The 15,617-nt window shown below is 45.8% G+C and carries 15 protein-coding genes and 1 tRNA gene; 2 read left to right on the top strand and 14 right to left on the bottom strand.

Features of this window, described 5'->3' with window-relative positions; genetic code table 11:
* Nucleotides 1–59 precede the first annotated feature (59 nt).
* The 3 genes from rpoB to rpsT all read right to left on the bottom strand — a co-directional run bounded on the left by rpoB (nucleotide 60) and on the right by rpsT (nucleotide 4,840).
* Nucleotides 60–3,362: a DNA-directed RNA polymerase subunit beta gene (gene rpoB, locus RMO55_RS09430; protein WP_310426040.1), complete on the bottom strand. Its 3,303-nt coding sequence runs from the start codon at nucleotides 3,360–3,362 to the stop codon at nucleotides 60–62.
* A gap of 359 nt (nucleotides 3,363–3,721) precedes the next feature.
* Nucleotides 3,722–4,516, bottom strand: coding sequence for a TatD family hydrolase (locus tag RMO55_RS09425; RefSeq protein ID WP_310426039.1), 795 nt, complete (start codon nucleotides 4,514–4,516; stop codon nucleotides 3,722–3,724).
* Nucleotides 4,517–4,552: 36 nt separating this feature from the next.
* Complete coding sequence (gene rpsT / locus RMO55_RS09420) at nucleotides 4,553–4,840, bottom strand: 30S ribosomal protein S20 (protein ID WP_310426038.1); 288 nt, start codon at nucleotides 4,838–4,840, stop codon at nucleotides 4,553–4,555.
* 573 nt (nucleotides 4,841–5,413) lie between these two features.
* Here rpsT and RMO55_RS09415 point away from each other — a divergent pair.
* Together RMO55_RS09415 and ruvX are read left to right on the top strand one after the other, a co-directional pair.
* Complete coding sequence (locus RMO55_RS09415; protein ID WP_310426037.1) at nucleotides 5,414–6,349, top strand: DUF5895 domain-containing protein; 936 nt, start codon at nucleotides 5,414–5,416, stop codon at nucleotides 6,347–6,349.
* A gap of 238 nt (nucleotides 6,350–6,587) precedes the next feature.
* A complete protein-coding gene (gene ruvX, locus RMO55_RS09410; protein WP_310426036.1) occupies nucleotides 6,588–7,022 on the top strand; it encodes a Holliday junction resolvase RuvX in 435 nt (144 codons plus the stop codon).
* A 300-nt stretch (nucleotides 7,023–7,322) separates the two neighbouring features.
* Here ruvX and RMO55_RS09405 read toward each other — a convergent pair.
* The 11 genes from RMO55_RS09405 to RMO55_RS09355 all read right to left on the bottom strand — a co-directional run.
* Nucleotides 7,323–7,399, bottom strand: a tRNA-Met gene (locus RMO55_RS09405).
* A 131-nt stretch (nucleotides 7,400–7,530) separates the two neighbouring features.
* Nucleotides 7,531–8,751 carry a hypothetical protein gene (locus RMO55_RS09400; protein WP_310426034.1) on the bottom strand — a complete coding sequence of 407 codons (1,221 nt, stop codon included), beginning with the start codon at nucleotides 8,749–8,751 and terminating at the stop codon, nucleotides 7,531–7,533.
* 70 nt (nucleotides 8,752–8,821) lie between these two features.
* Entirely contained in the window at nucleotides 8,822–9,862 is a 1,041-nt protein-coding gene (locus RMO55_RS09395; protein WP_310426032.1) for a DUF1611 domain-containing protein, read from the bottom strand.
* 78 nt (nucleotides 9,863–9,940) lie between these two features.
* Nucleotides 9,941–10,297: a hypothetical protein gene (locus tag RMO55_RS09390; protein ID WP_310426031.1), complete on the bottom strand. Its 357-nt coding sequence runs from the start codon at nucleotides 10,295–10,297 to the stop codon at nucleotides 9,941–9,943.
* Between the two features lie 113 nt (nucleotides 10,298–10,410).
* Nucleotides 10,411–12,201 carry a diflavin flavoprotein gene (locus RMO55_RS09385; protein ID WP_310426029.1) on the bottom strand — a complete coding sequence of 597 codons (1,791 nt, stop codon included), beginning with the start codon at nucleotides 12,199–12,201 and terminating at the stop codon, nucleotides 10,411–10,413.
* 190 nt (nucleotides 12,202–12,391) lie between these two features.
* Nucleotides 12,392–13,108, bottom strand: coding sequence for a phosphopantetheine-binding protein (locus RMO55_RS22225; protein WP_396134243.1), 717 nt, complete (start codon nucleotides 13,106–13,108; stop codon nucleotides 12,392–12,394).
* Nucleotides 13,109–13,144: 36 nt separating this feature from the next.
* A complete protein-coding gene (locus RMO55_RS09375; protein ID WP_310426027.1) occupies nucleotides 13,145–13,582 on the bottom strand; it encodes a phosphate-starvation-inducible PsiE family protein in 438 nt (145 codons plus the stop codon).
* A gap of 25 nt (nucleotides 13,583–13,607) precedes the next feature.
* Nucleotides 13,608–14,018: a Retroviral aspartyl protease gene (locus tag RMO55_RS09370; protein WP_310426025.1), complete on the bottom strand. Its 411-nt coding sequence runs from the start codon at nucleotides 14,016–14,018 to the stop codon at nucleotides 13,608–13,610.
* Nucleotides 14,018–14,305, bottom strand: coding sequence for a DUF5678 domain-containing protein (locus tag RMO55_RS09365; protein ID WP_310426023.1), 288 nt, complete (start codon nucleotides 14,303–14,305; stop codon nucleotides 14,018–14,020). Before RMO55_RS09365 ends, RMO55_RS09370 begins: the two co-directional genes overlap by 1 nt.
* 34 nt (nucleotides 14,306–14,339) lie before the next feature.
* Nucleotides 14,340–14,738, bottom strand: a complete 399-nt coding sequence (locus RMO55_RS09360; protein ID WP_310426022.1) for a VOC family protein — start codon at nucleotides 14,736–14,738, stop codon at nucleotides 14,340–14,342.
* 367 nt (nucleotides 14,739–15,105) lie between these two features.
* A partial coding sequence (locus RMO55_RS09355) for a flavin reductase family protein (RefSeq protein WP_310426020.1) occupies nucleotides 15,106–15,617 on the bottom strand: 512 nt, incomplete at its 5' end.

The raw sequence follows: 15,617 nt of genomic DNA, 5'->3' as shown, positions 1-15,617 counted from the left end.
CCACTCTCTGTTCCCTATCCTCTTTCCCCTATTCCCTATCCCCTATCCCCTATCCCCTCTTAAACTTCTTCGCTATCGTCTCCACGCGCAAAGGACTCATAAGTCGGACGCGATGGCGCACGGCGGGTATTAACATCTGCCATCAGATCGACTTCCACGTCGCGACTATCGCCGTCGGCTGTCTGTTCGACTTTATGCACGGCGATATCCAAACCGAGGGATTGCAACTCACGCATCAGGACCTTGAACGATTCAGGCGTACCAGGGCTAGGAATCGACTTACCTTTAACGATCGCATTTAAGGCATCATTCCGTCCTTGCATATCGTCGGACTTGACGGTAAGTAACTCTTGGAGCGTGTACGCTGCACCGAATGCTTCCAGTGCCCATACTTCCATTTCTCCAAACCGTTGTCCACCTTGCTGCGCTTTACCACCGAGCGGCTGTTGCGTAACGAGGGAGTAAGGGCCTGTAGAACGCGCGTGAATTTTATCATCGACTAAGTGGACGAGTTTGAGCATATATGCCTTTCCGACGGTTACAGGTCGATCGAATGCTTCACCTGTCCGTCCATCGTAAACTGTTGTTTTACCTGGCTCTTCCTTATCGAAAATCCATGGTTTATTCTGGGCTTTCGCCGCAGCTTTTAATTTACCGTGAACCGTCGTCCGCGAGGCTTCTGGTGCATACATTTCATCGAACGGGGTGACTTTAAACCGCATTCCCAAATTATGACCAGCCCAACCGAGCAAGCATTCAAATACCTGTCCGACATTCATCCGTGAAGGTACACCCAGTGGGTTGAGTACGATGTCCACAGCAGTACCATCGGGGAGATAAGGCATATCCTCCACGGGCATAATCCGGGACACAATCCCTTTATTCCCATGTCGTCCCGCCATTTTATCGCCGACTTGGATTTTCCGTTTTTGAGCAACGTAGATCCGCACGACCATATTCGCGCCTGGAGGTAATTCATCGCCCTGTTCGCGGGTAAATACGCGCACATCGACGACGCGACCTTTTTCACCATTGGGTACGCGGAGCGAGTTATCGCGAACATCCCGCGCTTTTTCACCGAAAATCGCACGGAGTAATTTTTCTTCAGGTGGTTGATCGGATTCGCCTTTGGGAGTCACTTTACCAACGAGAATGTCACCAGATGCGACCCAAGCACCCTTACGGATAATGCCTGTTTCGTCAAGATTTCGCAATGACTCTTCACTCACGTTGGGAATCTCGCGAGTGATTTCTTCAGGACCGAGTTTAGTTTGACGGGCTTCGATTTCAAACTTCTCGATGTGGATACTGGTATAGAAATCCTGGGAAACTAATTTCTCACTAATCAGAATCGCATCCTCATAGTTGTAGCCTTCCCACGGCATGTATGCAACGAGAATATTCTGTCCCAGAGCCAGTTCTCCGCCTTCAGTCGCCGAACCATCCGCTAGTACTTGACCTGCAACCACTCGATCGCCGATATTGACTAGAGGACGTTGATTTAGGCAAGTATCCTGGTTAGAACGGTGATATTTCTGAAGTAGGTACTTCTGGGTACGACCATTATCGCCTTTGACATCGATCGATTCTGCTTCAACGAAACAGACTACCCCGTCAAATTTGGCAACCACGACCATCCCTGAATCTCGCGCCGCTTGGACTTCTAAGCCCGTACCGACGAGGGGACGCTCAGGACGCAGTAACGGTACCGCCTGACGTTGCATGTTGGAACCCATTAGGGCGCGGTTAGCATCGTCATGTTCGAGGAACGGAATTAATGATGTCGCTACAGAAATAATCTGCACGGGAGAAATCGCCACATAATCCACCTGATCCGGTGTGGTAGTGGTAAATTCATGGCGATAACGAACGGGAATCGTTGAACCTAAGATATACCCATTCTCATCGGTGGTAATATCTCCAGGTGCTACCCGCAAGTCATCTTCCTGATCCGCTGTCATGTATTCAGCTTCCAGCTCCCGCTTCACCCGACCATTTTCGACAGGTAAGAACGGAGTTTCGATGAATCCATACTGATTCACCCGTGCGTGAGTAGCCAAGGAACCGATCAAACCAGCATTTGGGCCTTCAGGAGTCTCGATCGGACAAATCCGCCCGTAGTGGGAGGTGTGGATGTCTCGTACCGCAAAACCAGCCCGTTCTCGCGTCAAACCACCAGGGCCTAATGCTGACAGCCGGCGTTTGTGGGTCAATTCCGCCAGGGGATTGGTTTGATCCATAAACTGGGAGAGCTGAGAGGAACCGAAAAATTCCTTGACAGCGGCTACTAATGGTTTAGGATTAACCAAACTGGCTGGAGTTAAACTACTAGTCTCAGAAACCGTCATCCGTTCGCGGATAATCCGTTCCAGGCGGTTTAAACCAACCCGAATTTGGTTCTGGAGTAGCTCACCCACAGAACGCACGCGGCGATTACCTAAGTGATCGATGTCATCAGTACTACCGATATCAAATTCCAGATTGATCAGATAATCGATCGCACACAAGATATCCTGGGGAGTCAGCACCCGAATCGAATCAGGCGTAGTTAACCGCAATTTACGGTTTAATTTATACCGACCGACTTTGCCCAAGTCATAACGCTTGGGATCAAAGAAGCGTGAGTCTAGCAGTTGCTGACCACCACTGACAGTAGGCGGCTCACCTGGACGCAGCTTTTTATATAGCTCCATCAAAGCTTCTTCTTCGGTCAAGTTCCCTTCTTTATCGATCGTTTTCTGATAAAACTCAGGGTGACGCAACGAGTCAAAAATCTCGTTATCAGTCAAACCCAACGCTTTCAATAATACCTGCGCCGACAGCTTCCGAGTCTTATCGATCCGTACCCAGACGATATCATTTTTATCAGTCTCAAACTTCAACCACGCCCCACGGTTAGGAATCAAAGACGCGCTATAAGTCCGACGACCATTCTTATCCAACTCAGACTTATAATACACTCCAGGCGATCGCACGATCTGATTGACAATTACCCGCTCGGCACCGTTAATAATAAACGTACCTCGATCGGTCATCAATGGCAAATCGCCGATAAAGACATCCTGCTCGATGATTTTGCCTTTATCTTCTTTGTTGATTAATTGGGTTGGTACATACATCTGCACCGCATAGCTAGCATCGCGTCGCTTTGCCTCATCCACGTCATACTTAGGACGTTTGAGCTTATAATTTTTCGCCAGGAACCGCAGTTCCAATTTGCCAGTGTAGTCAGTAATTGGTGAAAAGCTATCTAATTCTTCAATCAAACCTTCTTCCAAGAACCAGCGGAAGCTAGAACGCTGAATCTCTACTAAATCGGGCAACATGTAAGTGGATGCCGTAGTAGTAATCTGACTAGTCATGTATATTCCTCTGTTGGTTGAAAGTTAAGAGTGAAATTTCTACTTATAAAATAGAGGCGGGTTTACTTAAACCCTAACGCGGAGTGAGTGAATGGACCGATAATATAAAACTCTCCCTTTGTGAGTATTAGATTACTTCAGAAACTTGTCTTTCTCTTCCTCTGCGCCATCTGCGCCTCCGTCTTGATGTCCTAAACCGTCGGTAAACCCGACGAGTGGACATCGCTGCGGTTCAAAAAACATCATCTCAGCAGTACTATCAAACCTGAAAATGATATAGGATTGCGATGTAAATCAAAGTGCATCTTCGTTGCAATATATTTAACCAGAACGTAGCGAACAAAAAATAAATAAATTAATCAGTTAATAGTAGATAATATAGGTAGTTTAAATAATTGTTGGGCATTAGCAGTAGTAAAAGTGGCAAAATCATCGAGACTTTCGCCCCGCAACTGAGCCAGATAACTAGCTACATGACTGACGAAGGCAGGTTCATTCCGCTTCCCCCGCTTAGGCACAGGTGCCAAAAACGGACAGTCAGTTTCAATCAACAACTTATCCGCAGGGACGATCTGAGCCGAAGCTTGAATCCCAGTTGCATTCTTGAAAGTCACCACCCCGCTAAAGCTGATAAAGAACCCCAAATCTAGAAACCATTGGGTTTCTTCTGGAGTTCCCGACCAGCAGTGCATTACACCCCGCACTTGTCCAAATTCTTTCCAGAATTCCTGACAAACTTGGCGCATCATCACCGCAGCATCGCGACAGTGAATAATTACGGGCAAATCTAGCTCTCTAGCGATGTGTAACTGCGATCGAAAAACCTCGATCTGCCACTCTTGGTTGTCAGCCTTAAAAAAGTCTAACCCCATTTCGCCGATCGCGACTACCCGCTTGTCACTTATTGCTAGATCTCGAATCTGGTCTCTCATTTCCGATCTCCATAGGGTCGCATCCAAAGGATGCAACCCTACAGAAAAAAACAGTTCGGGAAACCGATTTGCTAGTCTTTGGGTCTTCACAAACTCGGCCGGAGTAACACAAGAGTGTACAAGTTGTACAACCCCATGCTCTCGCCACCGATCGCGCACTGCCTCTAGATCCGCCTCAAAGGTGTCAAAGTTGATATGAACGTGAGTGTCAATTAGCTGCATTTAGCACAGGTTAACTGGTTTCGGTCAAAATTTAGCTTAGGCAGCTTTAACTGCGATCGCTTTAGCTAGACGAGATTTTTTGTTAGCACCATTGTTACGATGCAACACGCCTTTCTGAACGGCTTTATCAATCTTTTGGAATGCTTCATTCATACATTTTTGGACTTCAGCCGAAGTTTCGTCTGAAGGCGTTGTAGTATGTTTCTCGACGGCCGTGAAATATTTTTTCATCAGTGTCCGTACCGCCGACTTGTGGGACTTGTTGCGAAGTCTATTGCGCTCGGCGACTTCGACACGTTTGATTGCAGACTTAATATTTGCCATATGCTCTAATCTCGCTATTTCCTATTATTTCGCATTAAAGCGTCGCCACGCGAGCTTGTCACTTTAGAATCTTTATTATAAAAATTGACATAATGCCAGACATATAATCATAGCATAGCCATCTAAAAATTAGCAAGATGTTTTTCGGACAATAGTTTACTGGACTTGGTTTGGAGATCTAAATCCCCAACCTCCTTAAAAAGGGGGCTTTTCACAACAAGCATCAAAACAAAATTATTAGTATTGAGAGGGTAGAGGGTAGTTTTCAGGAAATAGTTACTAGTTTGGAGCAAAATTCGTCAGTCTTTATGTACTGTCTTGTCACGCCGAGATCTACAGGGAACCTCCGCCAGCGCATTGGCGTTGGCAAAGCCTGCCGTAGGCACAGCCTCTCCGACAGGAGATACCGCTGGTGCAAGATGTGAGGCTTTTGACTAGAATTGGGGGATAAAATTATCTTACAGTTTTTATGTACTATTTTACTGAATTCATGATATACTTGTACTAAGAAATGACTGAAGCCAAAGACAGCTTGTCAGTCACTGAAATTCAAAACTATTACAGAGCAGATCTATGACGTACTCAAAAACCAGAGCGACTAAAGACAATACTGCTGAATACTTACACGCTCCCACCCAGGAGGCTTTTATTGAGTCTCTTCCACAGATGGAAGAACTGACTATTGCTGCATCAGAAGCACCTAAGAATGGACTACGCGATCGATTTGCGGCTCCCGAATATGTTAACCCCAATGCAAGGCTACCGCGCATCCAAGCCTTGCGCGGCGAAAATGGAGCGAGTGAATGCGGTTATTTCATCACTGAAACCGAGATGGCAAAGGCTGGTTGGGGACAAATTGATGAATCTCAAACGATCGTGTATGAGTACAATAGTGGCGGTAAAGAACGTGGATTGCTAATTCAATCACCTCGGATGTTGGTCGTACCGAGATCGCCTTTATTTGCATTTGATAGACAGGTTTCTCGTCAGGAAGAAAAGTTAGTTGTCGCGGGACAATACAGTAAACATCTTTATAGCGATCGAGCGAAATATGGTACTGCTCAATGTTATGAAGTCTTGCTGTTAGATGCCAACAATCAACCATTACATGAAATTGGTTTAGCTTATTTAGCAAAAGGGGCAAATCAGGCAAGTTTTAGCTTCCATTGGCAACAACTTGTCGATCGAGTCACGAAATGTCACGCGATCGCCAATTCGATTCCCGCACGTGCTAAAGACGCTCGATTTAATAGCCTCTGCGTATTTGAATTTACCGTCAAACGCGAATTAGCAGGCAATAATGCCAAATCACCCGCTTGTAAAGTTCACAGCCATGTCGAGCCAACTCAAGATAATTGGGAACAGTTTTTCTTGGGTCGTCAAGATGACATTGCCGATCGATTCCTTAATCTATTAGCACCTACGACTGAATTAACTTTACCCCAATCGAATGTCTTGAGTTTGATCGATCGAGTGGGAGATGAAATTCATCAAGATTTAGCTGCATAAAGTATCTTCCAGCATCTCGATCGTCATATTCAATATTATTAAGATTTAGAGACATTGTTCGCAGTGCCTCTATTTTTAGATCGTTGTTCATAAGAGAAGTTTGCCAGCGATACTCCTTTTGAGACGCTTTCTTTGCATTAGCGATGAAAGACAGATATGATGGAAAATAAGATGCTGCGTTTTTAAAAATGAGTTAAGAGCGAGGCTTTTCCCTATCCCCTATTCCCTATCCCCTAAAATGAGAGTCGCAGCATTAGGATTAGATGTCGGTAGCAAACGAATTGGGATTGCTGGTTGCGATGGGTTGGGATTGATTGCGACAGGAATTACGACGATTTGGCGCAGTTCGTTTCAGGAGGATATCGCTCAATTATCAGCAATTATTCTCGATCGACAAGTCGAGATCCTGGTGATTGGTTTGCCCTATACTATGGATGGCAATATTGGCTCTCAAGCCAAGCAAGTGCAGAAATTTGCACGGCGGATAGCTGCTGTAATCGAATTGCCAATCGAGTATATAGATGAACGCTTGACTTCCTATGCTGCCGAAGAAATGATGAAGACAGCAAAGATCTCAGTCTCTCAGAATAAAGCGACGATCGATCGAATTGCTGCTGCAGTAATTTTACAACAATGGTTGGACGATCGACTCGATCGAGCTACCACGATCTGAGATCGATCGACTAACTCATTTCATCTATGCTATTAAAATAAGGTAAGTGGATTAAACGCTGTAGGAACTAAGTCGATAACGTTCGTTGTCAACCTAAGTCCAGAATTAGAGGAGCAGCTAAGAGAGAAAGCTGTTCGTCAAGGTCAAGATATCAATAGCGATATTTTATGTTTAATTACTATCTTTGGAAAGTTCCTTATAAGAAATAAGGGTTAGAAATTCAAGGAGGTTATTTATAGGAGCAATCGAGATCCCAAACGAAAAGCCGTACCTATAATTGGTACGGCTTTTCGTTAAATTTGGTGGCGGAGACTGGATTTGAACCAGCGACCTTCGGGTTATGAGCCCGACGAGCTACCAGGCTGCTCTACTCCGCGTTGTTTTTCACTCAACTCAACTAATATAACATCACCATCTATAAATAGCAACCCCCGATCGGTAAATAATTTTAGTTCGGGCTAGGGAAATGGCACGCTTGCGCTAACGCTAACACGCCCTACACTTTCAACTATCTGGTGAGATCGCGATTTAAAGCCTGTTCATACCTGGTGACTAAATCTTTACCGAGATTGAGATCTGTAGGACTAGTATAGAGTACCTGACTTGCTCGAGTAGCCAAGTCAGTTAACAGTGGATCTTCCGCTTTTCCTTTAGCGAGAGCCTTTGCTGTGAGTGCGTCTAATCTCCCCCGCAACTCTTGCCTAGTATCGATCTGTAGTCGATTCGCTGCCAGCGCAGACTGTACTGCAAGTGTATAAGCTCGAACTTTATTGAGCCAATTTGTCAAGCCAACGCGCACGGGGGGAATTATCCCCGATGCAAACTTTGTCACTAGCCGCTCTAGCCAGCGTTCCAGTTCGGTAAGTTCTTCCGGTGGTAATGGGGAAATCGTGGGTAAGCTATGACTAATTTTAGCGTGACTTTCTGCACTTACAGCGATCAATTCTCGATGTAAGTGCTGTAAGTGCTGAAGTTCCTGTGCTGCGGTAGTTAAGTCAGATTGTAACTGTTGGCGTTGTCGATCGAGTGTTACTAATTCACTGCGACTACGATCAATTAGGGGGATAATATCTCGATCGAATGTCCGATTTACACCCAGCGGATCTCGGTCGATCTGTAACTGAAGATTGGTAAAATTAGTTTCGGCAATCTTCAGTGATTCTGGAGCACCTATTTGTAATTTTGTGGCTAACTGTTTCAGCTCGATTAGCGATTGATGAGTGCTAATTAAGTTTGATTCTAATTCTATCCAAGCTGTATCTACGGCGACAAAGGTATCCCGAGCGATGGTAAATGCGACAGTCATCCGATCTAATAATGTTTCGAGGGAAACCGCTCGAAACTGTTGGCTCGAACTAAGTAAATCTCTTTCAGCTATTGGTTTTTGGATACTAGGTAACTCAACCGACATTCCCGTTAGTAGCTGCTCGATCTCTTGTAACTTACTATCACTGACAAATAAAGAGGGTAATTCTCGCCGCAACTTTCGAGATCGATCTATCGACTGATTCAATAATTCCAAGTACTCAAATAACCGATCGATCGCCGTTAAAGCTGTACTCGCTTGTTGTTGAGTAATTCCGATTACATTGCTGGGCGGATTGCCCATCCCACTCAACCGTTGATATGCAGGTAGATCGTGTAAATCTAGTAAGTTTTGATTAGCGGCAGCAGCTTTCTGTTGCCAGTCAGCTAATAATCGATCCAGTTGTGCCAGAGTAAGACCCATCTTAGTAAAATTGGTATGGTGATTTAGCCCAGTCTTTGCAGCTCGGCAATTCTCATTTTAAAATTCACACTCAATTAATAATTGCATCTAGCAATAGATCGGCACCAAACCGAACGGCATCAGTGCAGGGTAAACCAGTTTCTCTGGTGACTCGATCGATTTCAGCTCGCACGACATCATCCGGCAAATTACCACCATTGAGCGCGATCGCGACCACCTTGACATTACCAAATGCTCCTGCACAGCCAGCCACCGCCTCATACAACCGCACAACTTCAGCTAAAGGGGGAATTTTGACATCGGGACAATTCCGAATGGTTTCCTGACCGATCTTATGGAGCAGAATCAACTGAGTTGGTTGAGAACCACGAACTAATGGTAAAGTCGCCGTCGAACCTGGATGTAAGAGCGAACCCTGTCCCTCGACTAATAATAGATCGTAATCATTACCGTGACGCATCACTGCTTGTTCTACTGCACCCGCTGCATAGTCTACCCGCACGGCATCTAAAGCCACACCCTCGCCGCTAATCATCATCCCCGCTTGTCCAGTGGCGATAAACTTGGACTTTACCCCCCGACGTTCGCAGGTACGCTGTAATTCTAAGGCTGCAGACATTTTGCCAATCGCCATATCGGTACCAACCATCAGCACCCGCTGACAGGGTAAAGACTTCGCCGCACCAGTACCGATCTTCAACCCTTGGGGTTCCTGACGCACATCCCAAATCCATTGTCCTGGTTTTAATAATCCTACCAGTTGGGGATGATTAGCCAGGGGCGTATGCAAGCCATTGACGATCGATAATCCAGCAGCTACCGCCGCCGCTAATTCTGCGATCCAGCTCTCAGGGATGATTCCACCAGATGGAGCAATCCCAATTGCCAAGACATCTGGCTGATAATTTAGAGCAGACTCGATCGACCCGACGATCGGTACATCGCGTTTAATTCCAGTCAACTCTACCAAAGACTGACCCGCGGTCGATCGATCGACCGCGCAAACTACCTGGGTTGGACTATACCGCAACAGTGTCAATCCCGTTTTCCCCTGTACGCCAGTGATTCCTTCATGTAACAATATGGCTAGACGGTGTGAAGGTTTCAGCATTAAAACTTGGGAGATGGGGGTTCGCAGTTGGGTACATACCCTACTTAATTTAATTTCAATAATAACTCATTGACTTAATTACGATCGACCGACTATTGAGGATGGTGAAATCGCGACTCGTTCGCGTAGCGTCTCCAAGGGAGAATCGAAGTCGTGCTTGGAGACAGCCGAAGTGCTTGGATTACTCTGCCGATCTGAGTTGCGTGATGGGTAAATTACTGTTGCTAAAGCAATGCCGATCATCACCGATACAGCTAGATAAATGGAGATCGCCTGTTGATTAGATTTCCCAGTTTTGCCATTGTAAGTGGTGCCGCATTGGGTACATTTTACATGGTTAAACATTTTTGGCCCAACGACTCCACCCCACCAAGTAAAGCCAACTTCTTCGGCTTTTGCCCAAGCGCAGTTTGGGCAAGGTTGATACCATTCCATATCGTTTCTCCGAGCGTTACCCATTTGTGGTCATACATAGAGAATACCCATTTTAGTTCGATCGTAAACATGCTCTACAGATCTATATCGATTTCTATTAATAACAATCGACATTAATATTGGTTGCCAGATTTCCGCCTGTCGATAGCAGTTACACTATTTACCTCCGATACTTTGCCATTATCTACTACTGCATAAAGCAACCAGCGGTCGCCACAATCCATCCGGTTTTTGACGGTGCATTCTAGATAAGAAAGTGCTTCAGTAAGGATGATGCAACCATTGTCAGCGAGTGTTGTTTCTAGATCGGCAAATCGATCGATTCCGATCGTGGTTGGTTGGAGAAAATGACGTTGGAGATTGTTACCTTCTTTGAGAATATTCAGAACAAATTTCTCGCCAGGATTGGCTAAACATTCCAAATCTTTATCTTTCGCCACCGCAATTGTAATCGCTGGTGGACTGAACCCAGCTTGGGATACTCGCGAGGACATTAAACCGACTGGCTTACCCCCATTATTCGCCGTAATTACGCACAGAGAGCCAGTTACATGACCGATTGCGCGTCCAGTTCGATCGGTTTGTCCTTCGATGCTTGCTTGCTTGGGAGCGCGGACTTTTTTAGCTTTATTCAGTACCTTTGCAAATTCTACCCCTGCAGCTTCGCACTGTTCGATCGTTTCTTCAGTCGGTGCAAATTTAACGCGAATCGGTTCAAATCCTTGGGGATAACCGACATCTTGCAATTTGCTGACAATTAGATCGACTGCTTCACCGCTCCAACCATAGGAGCCAAAAACACCTGCTACTTTAGTCTGATTGGCAGTAGAAAGGATGATACCAAGGGCGGTTTGGATCTGAGTAGGGGGGTGTCCAGCGATCGTGGGTGAGCCGATGACGAAGCCGTCACAGGCTTGGATGGCGCGGGTGACTTCTTCAGGTGCGGTAAATTCACAGTCGATCGATCTGACTTGGACACCCGACTGAGTGATGCCTTTTTCGATCGCTCTGGCGAGGGTGGCGGTATTACCGTATGCTGAGGTGTACAAGAGGGCGACGCTGAGATCTTTCTTTTGCTGTTGTTCGCACCAACTCTGGTAATCGAGGGTGAGAACGCTGCGGCTATGGCGGACGATCGAGCCGTGAGCGGGTGCGTAAATGCGGGCAGGGAATTCAGCTAGTTTTGCGAGGATCGCGTCTACCTGGGGAGCCTGGGCGGCGTAGAGACAATCGAAATAATACTGACGATCGTCGGTGAGGGTTTTCCATTGCTCATCAAAGACAGCATCATCGCAGACGTGGGAGCCGAAGAGTTTATCGGTGTAGAGGATGCCAGTGGCTCGATCGAATGTACAGAGCGCGTCGGGATGACGAGGAGTAGGTACGAAGCGGAATTGCAGGATGTGCCCATTGCCCAAGTCGAGGGTTTCTTCATCCCGCACCACATGGACTTTCAGGGTTTGGTTGGTGCCAAATTCGATGCCCAAATCGTTGGCTTCATCTTCGCGGGGGGAGGGGAGATCGAAGGATTGGTTGGCAAATACCGATCTCAGGGTGTTTACACCTGCTCTGGAGCAAACGATCGTGGCGTAGGGCGCGGCTTCGAGCAGGCGTTTGAGGGTGGAAATCCGGTTGGGGTTGATGTGGCTGAGGATGATGTAATTGAGGCGTTGGTAGTAGGCGTGTTGTCCGAGTTCTTCGAGGAAGATGTCGGTGAAGGATTCACCTGGAGGATCGATCAGAGCGGTGGATTCGCCTTCAATTAGGTAGGAGTTGGCGGTGGTGCCTTTTTGTCGGGCGTATTCGATTTCAAATTTGAGGCGTTCCCAGGTGCGGGAGCGGAGTACGGTGGTGTTGGGTGCGATTTCGGCGATTTGGACATCGCGGGGTTTGGTGGGTGTCATGGGTTTTGTGTGGGGAGAGAGGGAAAGGAGAAAGGTACCAATATTTAAGATTTGTAGGGGCGGGTTTATGAGATCGATATCGGATGTAATAGAATTTAATTCAAACCCGCCCAACCCTACTAGAAGTATCTGAAAGCTAGATGGTTAGGAAGTGCCAACCCTACAACTACTGGTGGTTTGCCAAGCATCTCTATATCTGTTCACTGTTTGTGGGATAGGAGACTTTTTTATAAATCAGATCTACAAATTTCTGTACTGTGCAATTTGCTCCGTAAACATCAAAATCAGACCCCTCCGATATATTCCATATTGTTGGGCGGCGGCTATTATAAATAGGCAATTCATTTTCTGCCTCTTCATCACATATTTCAATATCAAACTCTTGTTCTAAATCCATAACAAGTCCATCTGAGTCTAAGTTATCCGCACCTAAATCATTTGATAAATGACTATGCAGGGTCACTTTTTTTGCGTCCACACATAACTGATTGCAAATTATTTTCCTGGTTTTAATAAAGATTATTGCTTTGCCTTCATCTCCTCCAAATTCTGCTATTACACTAGTAACTTCATTGCGCAAACGAGTCTCTTCAAGGGCTGCTTGACATGCTATTCTTTCCCTGCCATATCGATTTTTTTCGTCTATGCGCTCCTTTTCAGCGGTTAACTGATGCTTCATAGCTGCGATTCGAGAATCAACTACATATTTTACCGTGTTCAATTCAATCTTATGTCCACTTTGGATATAAATCCTTGTGACTATATCCCACACAACTTGGTCGCAGTTATTCTCCAACTTAATAATACTTTCTTCCGTAACCACTCTGGTTTCTTCATCTAAGTATTTATCTATTATCATTTTCAATACTTTTAAATCATAATCTTTGTCTTTATCTAATCGATCCACTGCTTGCTATCCTCTAATTCATGCCAATAGTGGGTTTTACGTTTGCTCACCGATCGATCTCGCCCAAATTCTCACTACTAACAGCGCACCCATCACTAGCAGAAAAGCACAGGCGGATAATGTTTGAGTCCAGGGGATTTCGAGTACACCTTTGACGATGACTTCGCGCAGTACCGAAACAATTGCAACTTCGATCGCAACGGCAATTGAGACTCGTTGTTCTTGGAGATAAATAATTAATAGTCGAAATAGTTCGACGAGAATTAATATAAATAAAATGTCGGCGGTGACTGCTTGAAAATCCAATGGTGGAAGCAGGGAGAGGAACATCGATCGGAGTTGCAATACCATTACCCCAAATAAGCCGAGGCAAAGGGAAATGATGATGAAGTCTTGGACTGCTTCTAATACGAGGACAACTTTGTCAATCCAAATCGGCGGTGATGTCGATCGATTTTTTACTACTTTTTCCATAAATGTTTCCTCGAATTTACTAAGATTACAATCTCACTTTGCCTACCAAACCATCAAATTCCACCAAACACTGATTTAAAACATCTCTACCGATAATTGCGTGTCCGTTCAAATCGACTAATCGACAAGCATAAGCCCGAATAGCCGAAAAGTTTCGGGTGCCAATACTCAGATCTACATAACAGCCTAAGCCCTGCATTTGTCCTCCTCCAACACCAACAATCTGAGCATTAGCTTTAAAAGTAGTGAGATTTAATGCGGAGATTGCTTCAAAAGGAAGTAAAGTACAATCAGACCCAGTATCTAAAAATGCCGTACAGAAATAAGCAATATTTTCTGTCGAATTTCGCTCCCACTCAGGTGGATAAATAGTCAGAGTAACAATCGGAGCAGGTGGCAAACCAGCACCTAAATCGACATAGTTAAACAGAGCCATTATTTGATTGGAAATAAATGACCAGCAGCAGATACAGATAATTGAGGTTCGGGATCGCAAACGTATTCAACTAAAATGTCTCGATGTCCATATTTAGTATATAGTCTAGGCATTAGCTGTCGATCGTCGCGATCGCTATCTAATACAACTCCATTTTCAAATGCTATATACTGCCCCTCATATTGTCCGAGTAATTCTGGTTTAGCAGCTTGATATAAGTTTTGTTGATGTAGTAAGTAGTCAATTCTTTGTGGATCGATTCTTGGTTCGAGATAATTTGAATTCATAAAGATTTTATTAATTAACGTTTCTTGGGTAGACCTACTCTGGTTGATGACAAACGGCTTCTAATTTATATCCATCGACATCAAATACATAGGCAGCATAGTAGTTGGGGTGATATTGGGCACGCACTCCTGGCGCACCTTCATCTTTGCCGCCCGATGCGATCGCGGCTTGATAGAAAGCCGTCACTGCACTGCGGCTAGGAGCCGAAAATGCTAAATGAAATCGCGGGCGATCTGGGATGGTAATCAGTGATTGTCGATCGCTAGTTTTGCCATAGAGCCAGAAGGTACTACCGTTAGCACCAGAATAACCCGCGATCGCTTCGGCAGACATGGCAAACATCCGATTGATGCCCAATGGGATCAGTGCCGCATCATAAAAAGCCACGCTTTTGGCAAAATCTGTCACCCCAAAGGAAATATGGTCAAACATTTGAGTACACTAGTTCTAAATATTTTTCACTTCAACAATATCATAAAAAAATTGCCAGTTAGCCGCCCGTAGCCCGTAGGCTGGGTTTTACATTCGGTCTACCCAACGATCGTCACCAGTAATTTGTGAATGTCGATCTTTCCATTCCCCACATGTTGGGTTCCGCGAAGATCTACCCACCCGCACTATAAATATGCTGCCCTACGGGCATCCCTCAGAGGAGGAGATTTTTTGGTCTAGATACTGGTGGGGTTGGGCAGGTTTGAATTAGATTTTTGGCTGCGTTTAAAACACAAGCATAAAGCGGATGCGCTCCGGTCGGGTTCCCCGACAGACCCTAACTATCAACTATTGACTATCCACTAACTTAATAGTGATTTCCTACTTTCCGATGATGAACTGCTGTCAGCGAATCAGCCTTCGCCACCCGTCCGATATCCACTGTACTATAGACAATCCAATGATCGTCGCCTTCCATCCGGCTGACGACTTCGCATTCTAAGTAGGCTAGCGAGTCCGCCAAGATGGGACAACCGTTTGATGCTGGGTAAACCTTGATATTGGCAAATCGATCGGCTCCAGGCGGAAACCGTTTGAGGAAGTGTTTCATTAGGGGCTGATAGTTGCCCTCTTCTAAGATATTTAACACGAACCTGTCGCCGACGTGCATTAGGGATTCGATCGCGCGATCTTTGGCGACGGCGATCGAGATGCCCGCTGGTTCGACGCTGGCTTGGGCGACCCAGGATGCTAACATGGCACTGGTGGCTTCGCCGCGTTTGGCGGTGATGATGTAGAGTCCGCCGCTGATGCGCCCCAAGGCTTTGTCGAGATCGTTATCGAGGGATTTCATCTGCTTGATGCTGCGATCGCGTGTCA

The sequence above is a fragment of the Chamaesiphon sp. VAR_48_metabat_135_sub genome (genome assembly GCF_031418915.1).
GTDB lineage: Bacteria > Cyanobacteriota > Cyanobacteriia > Cyanobacteriales > Chamaesiphonaceae > Chamaesiphon.
The sequence above is the reverse complement of the archived record's forward strand: the minus strand, read 5'-3'. Positions and strand labels throughout refer to the sequence as shown.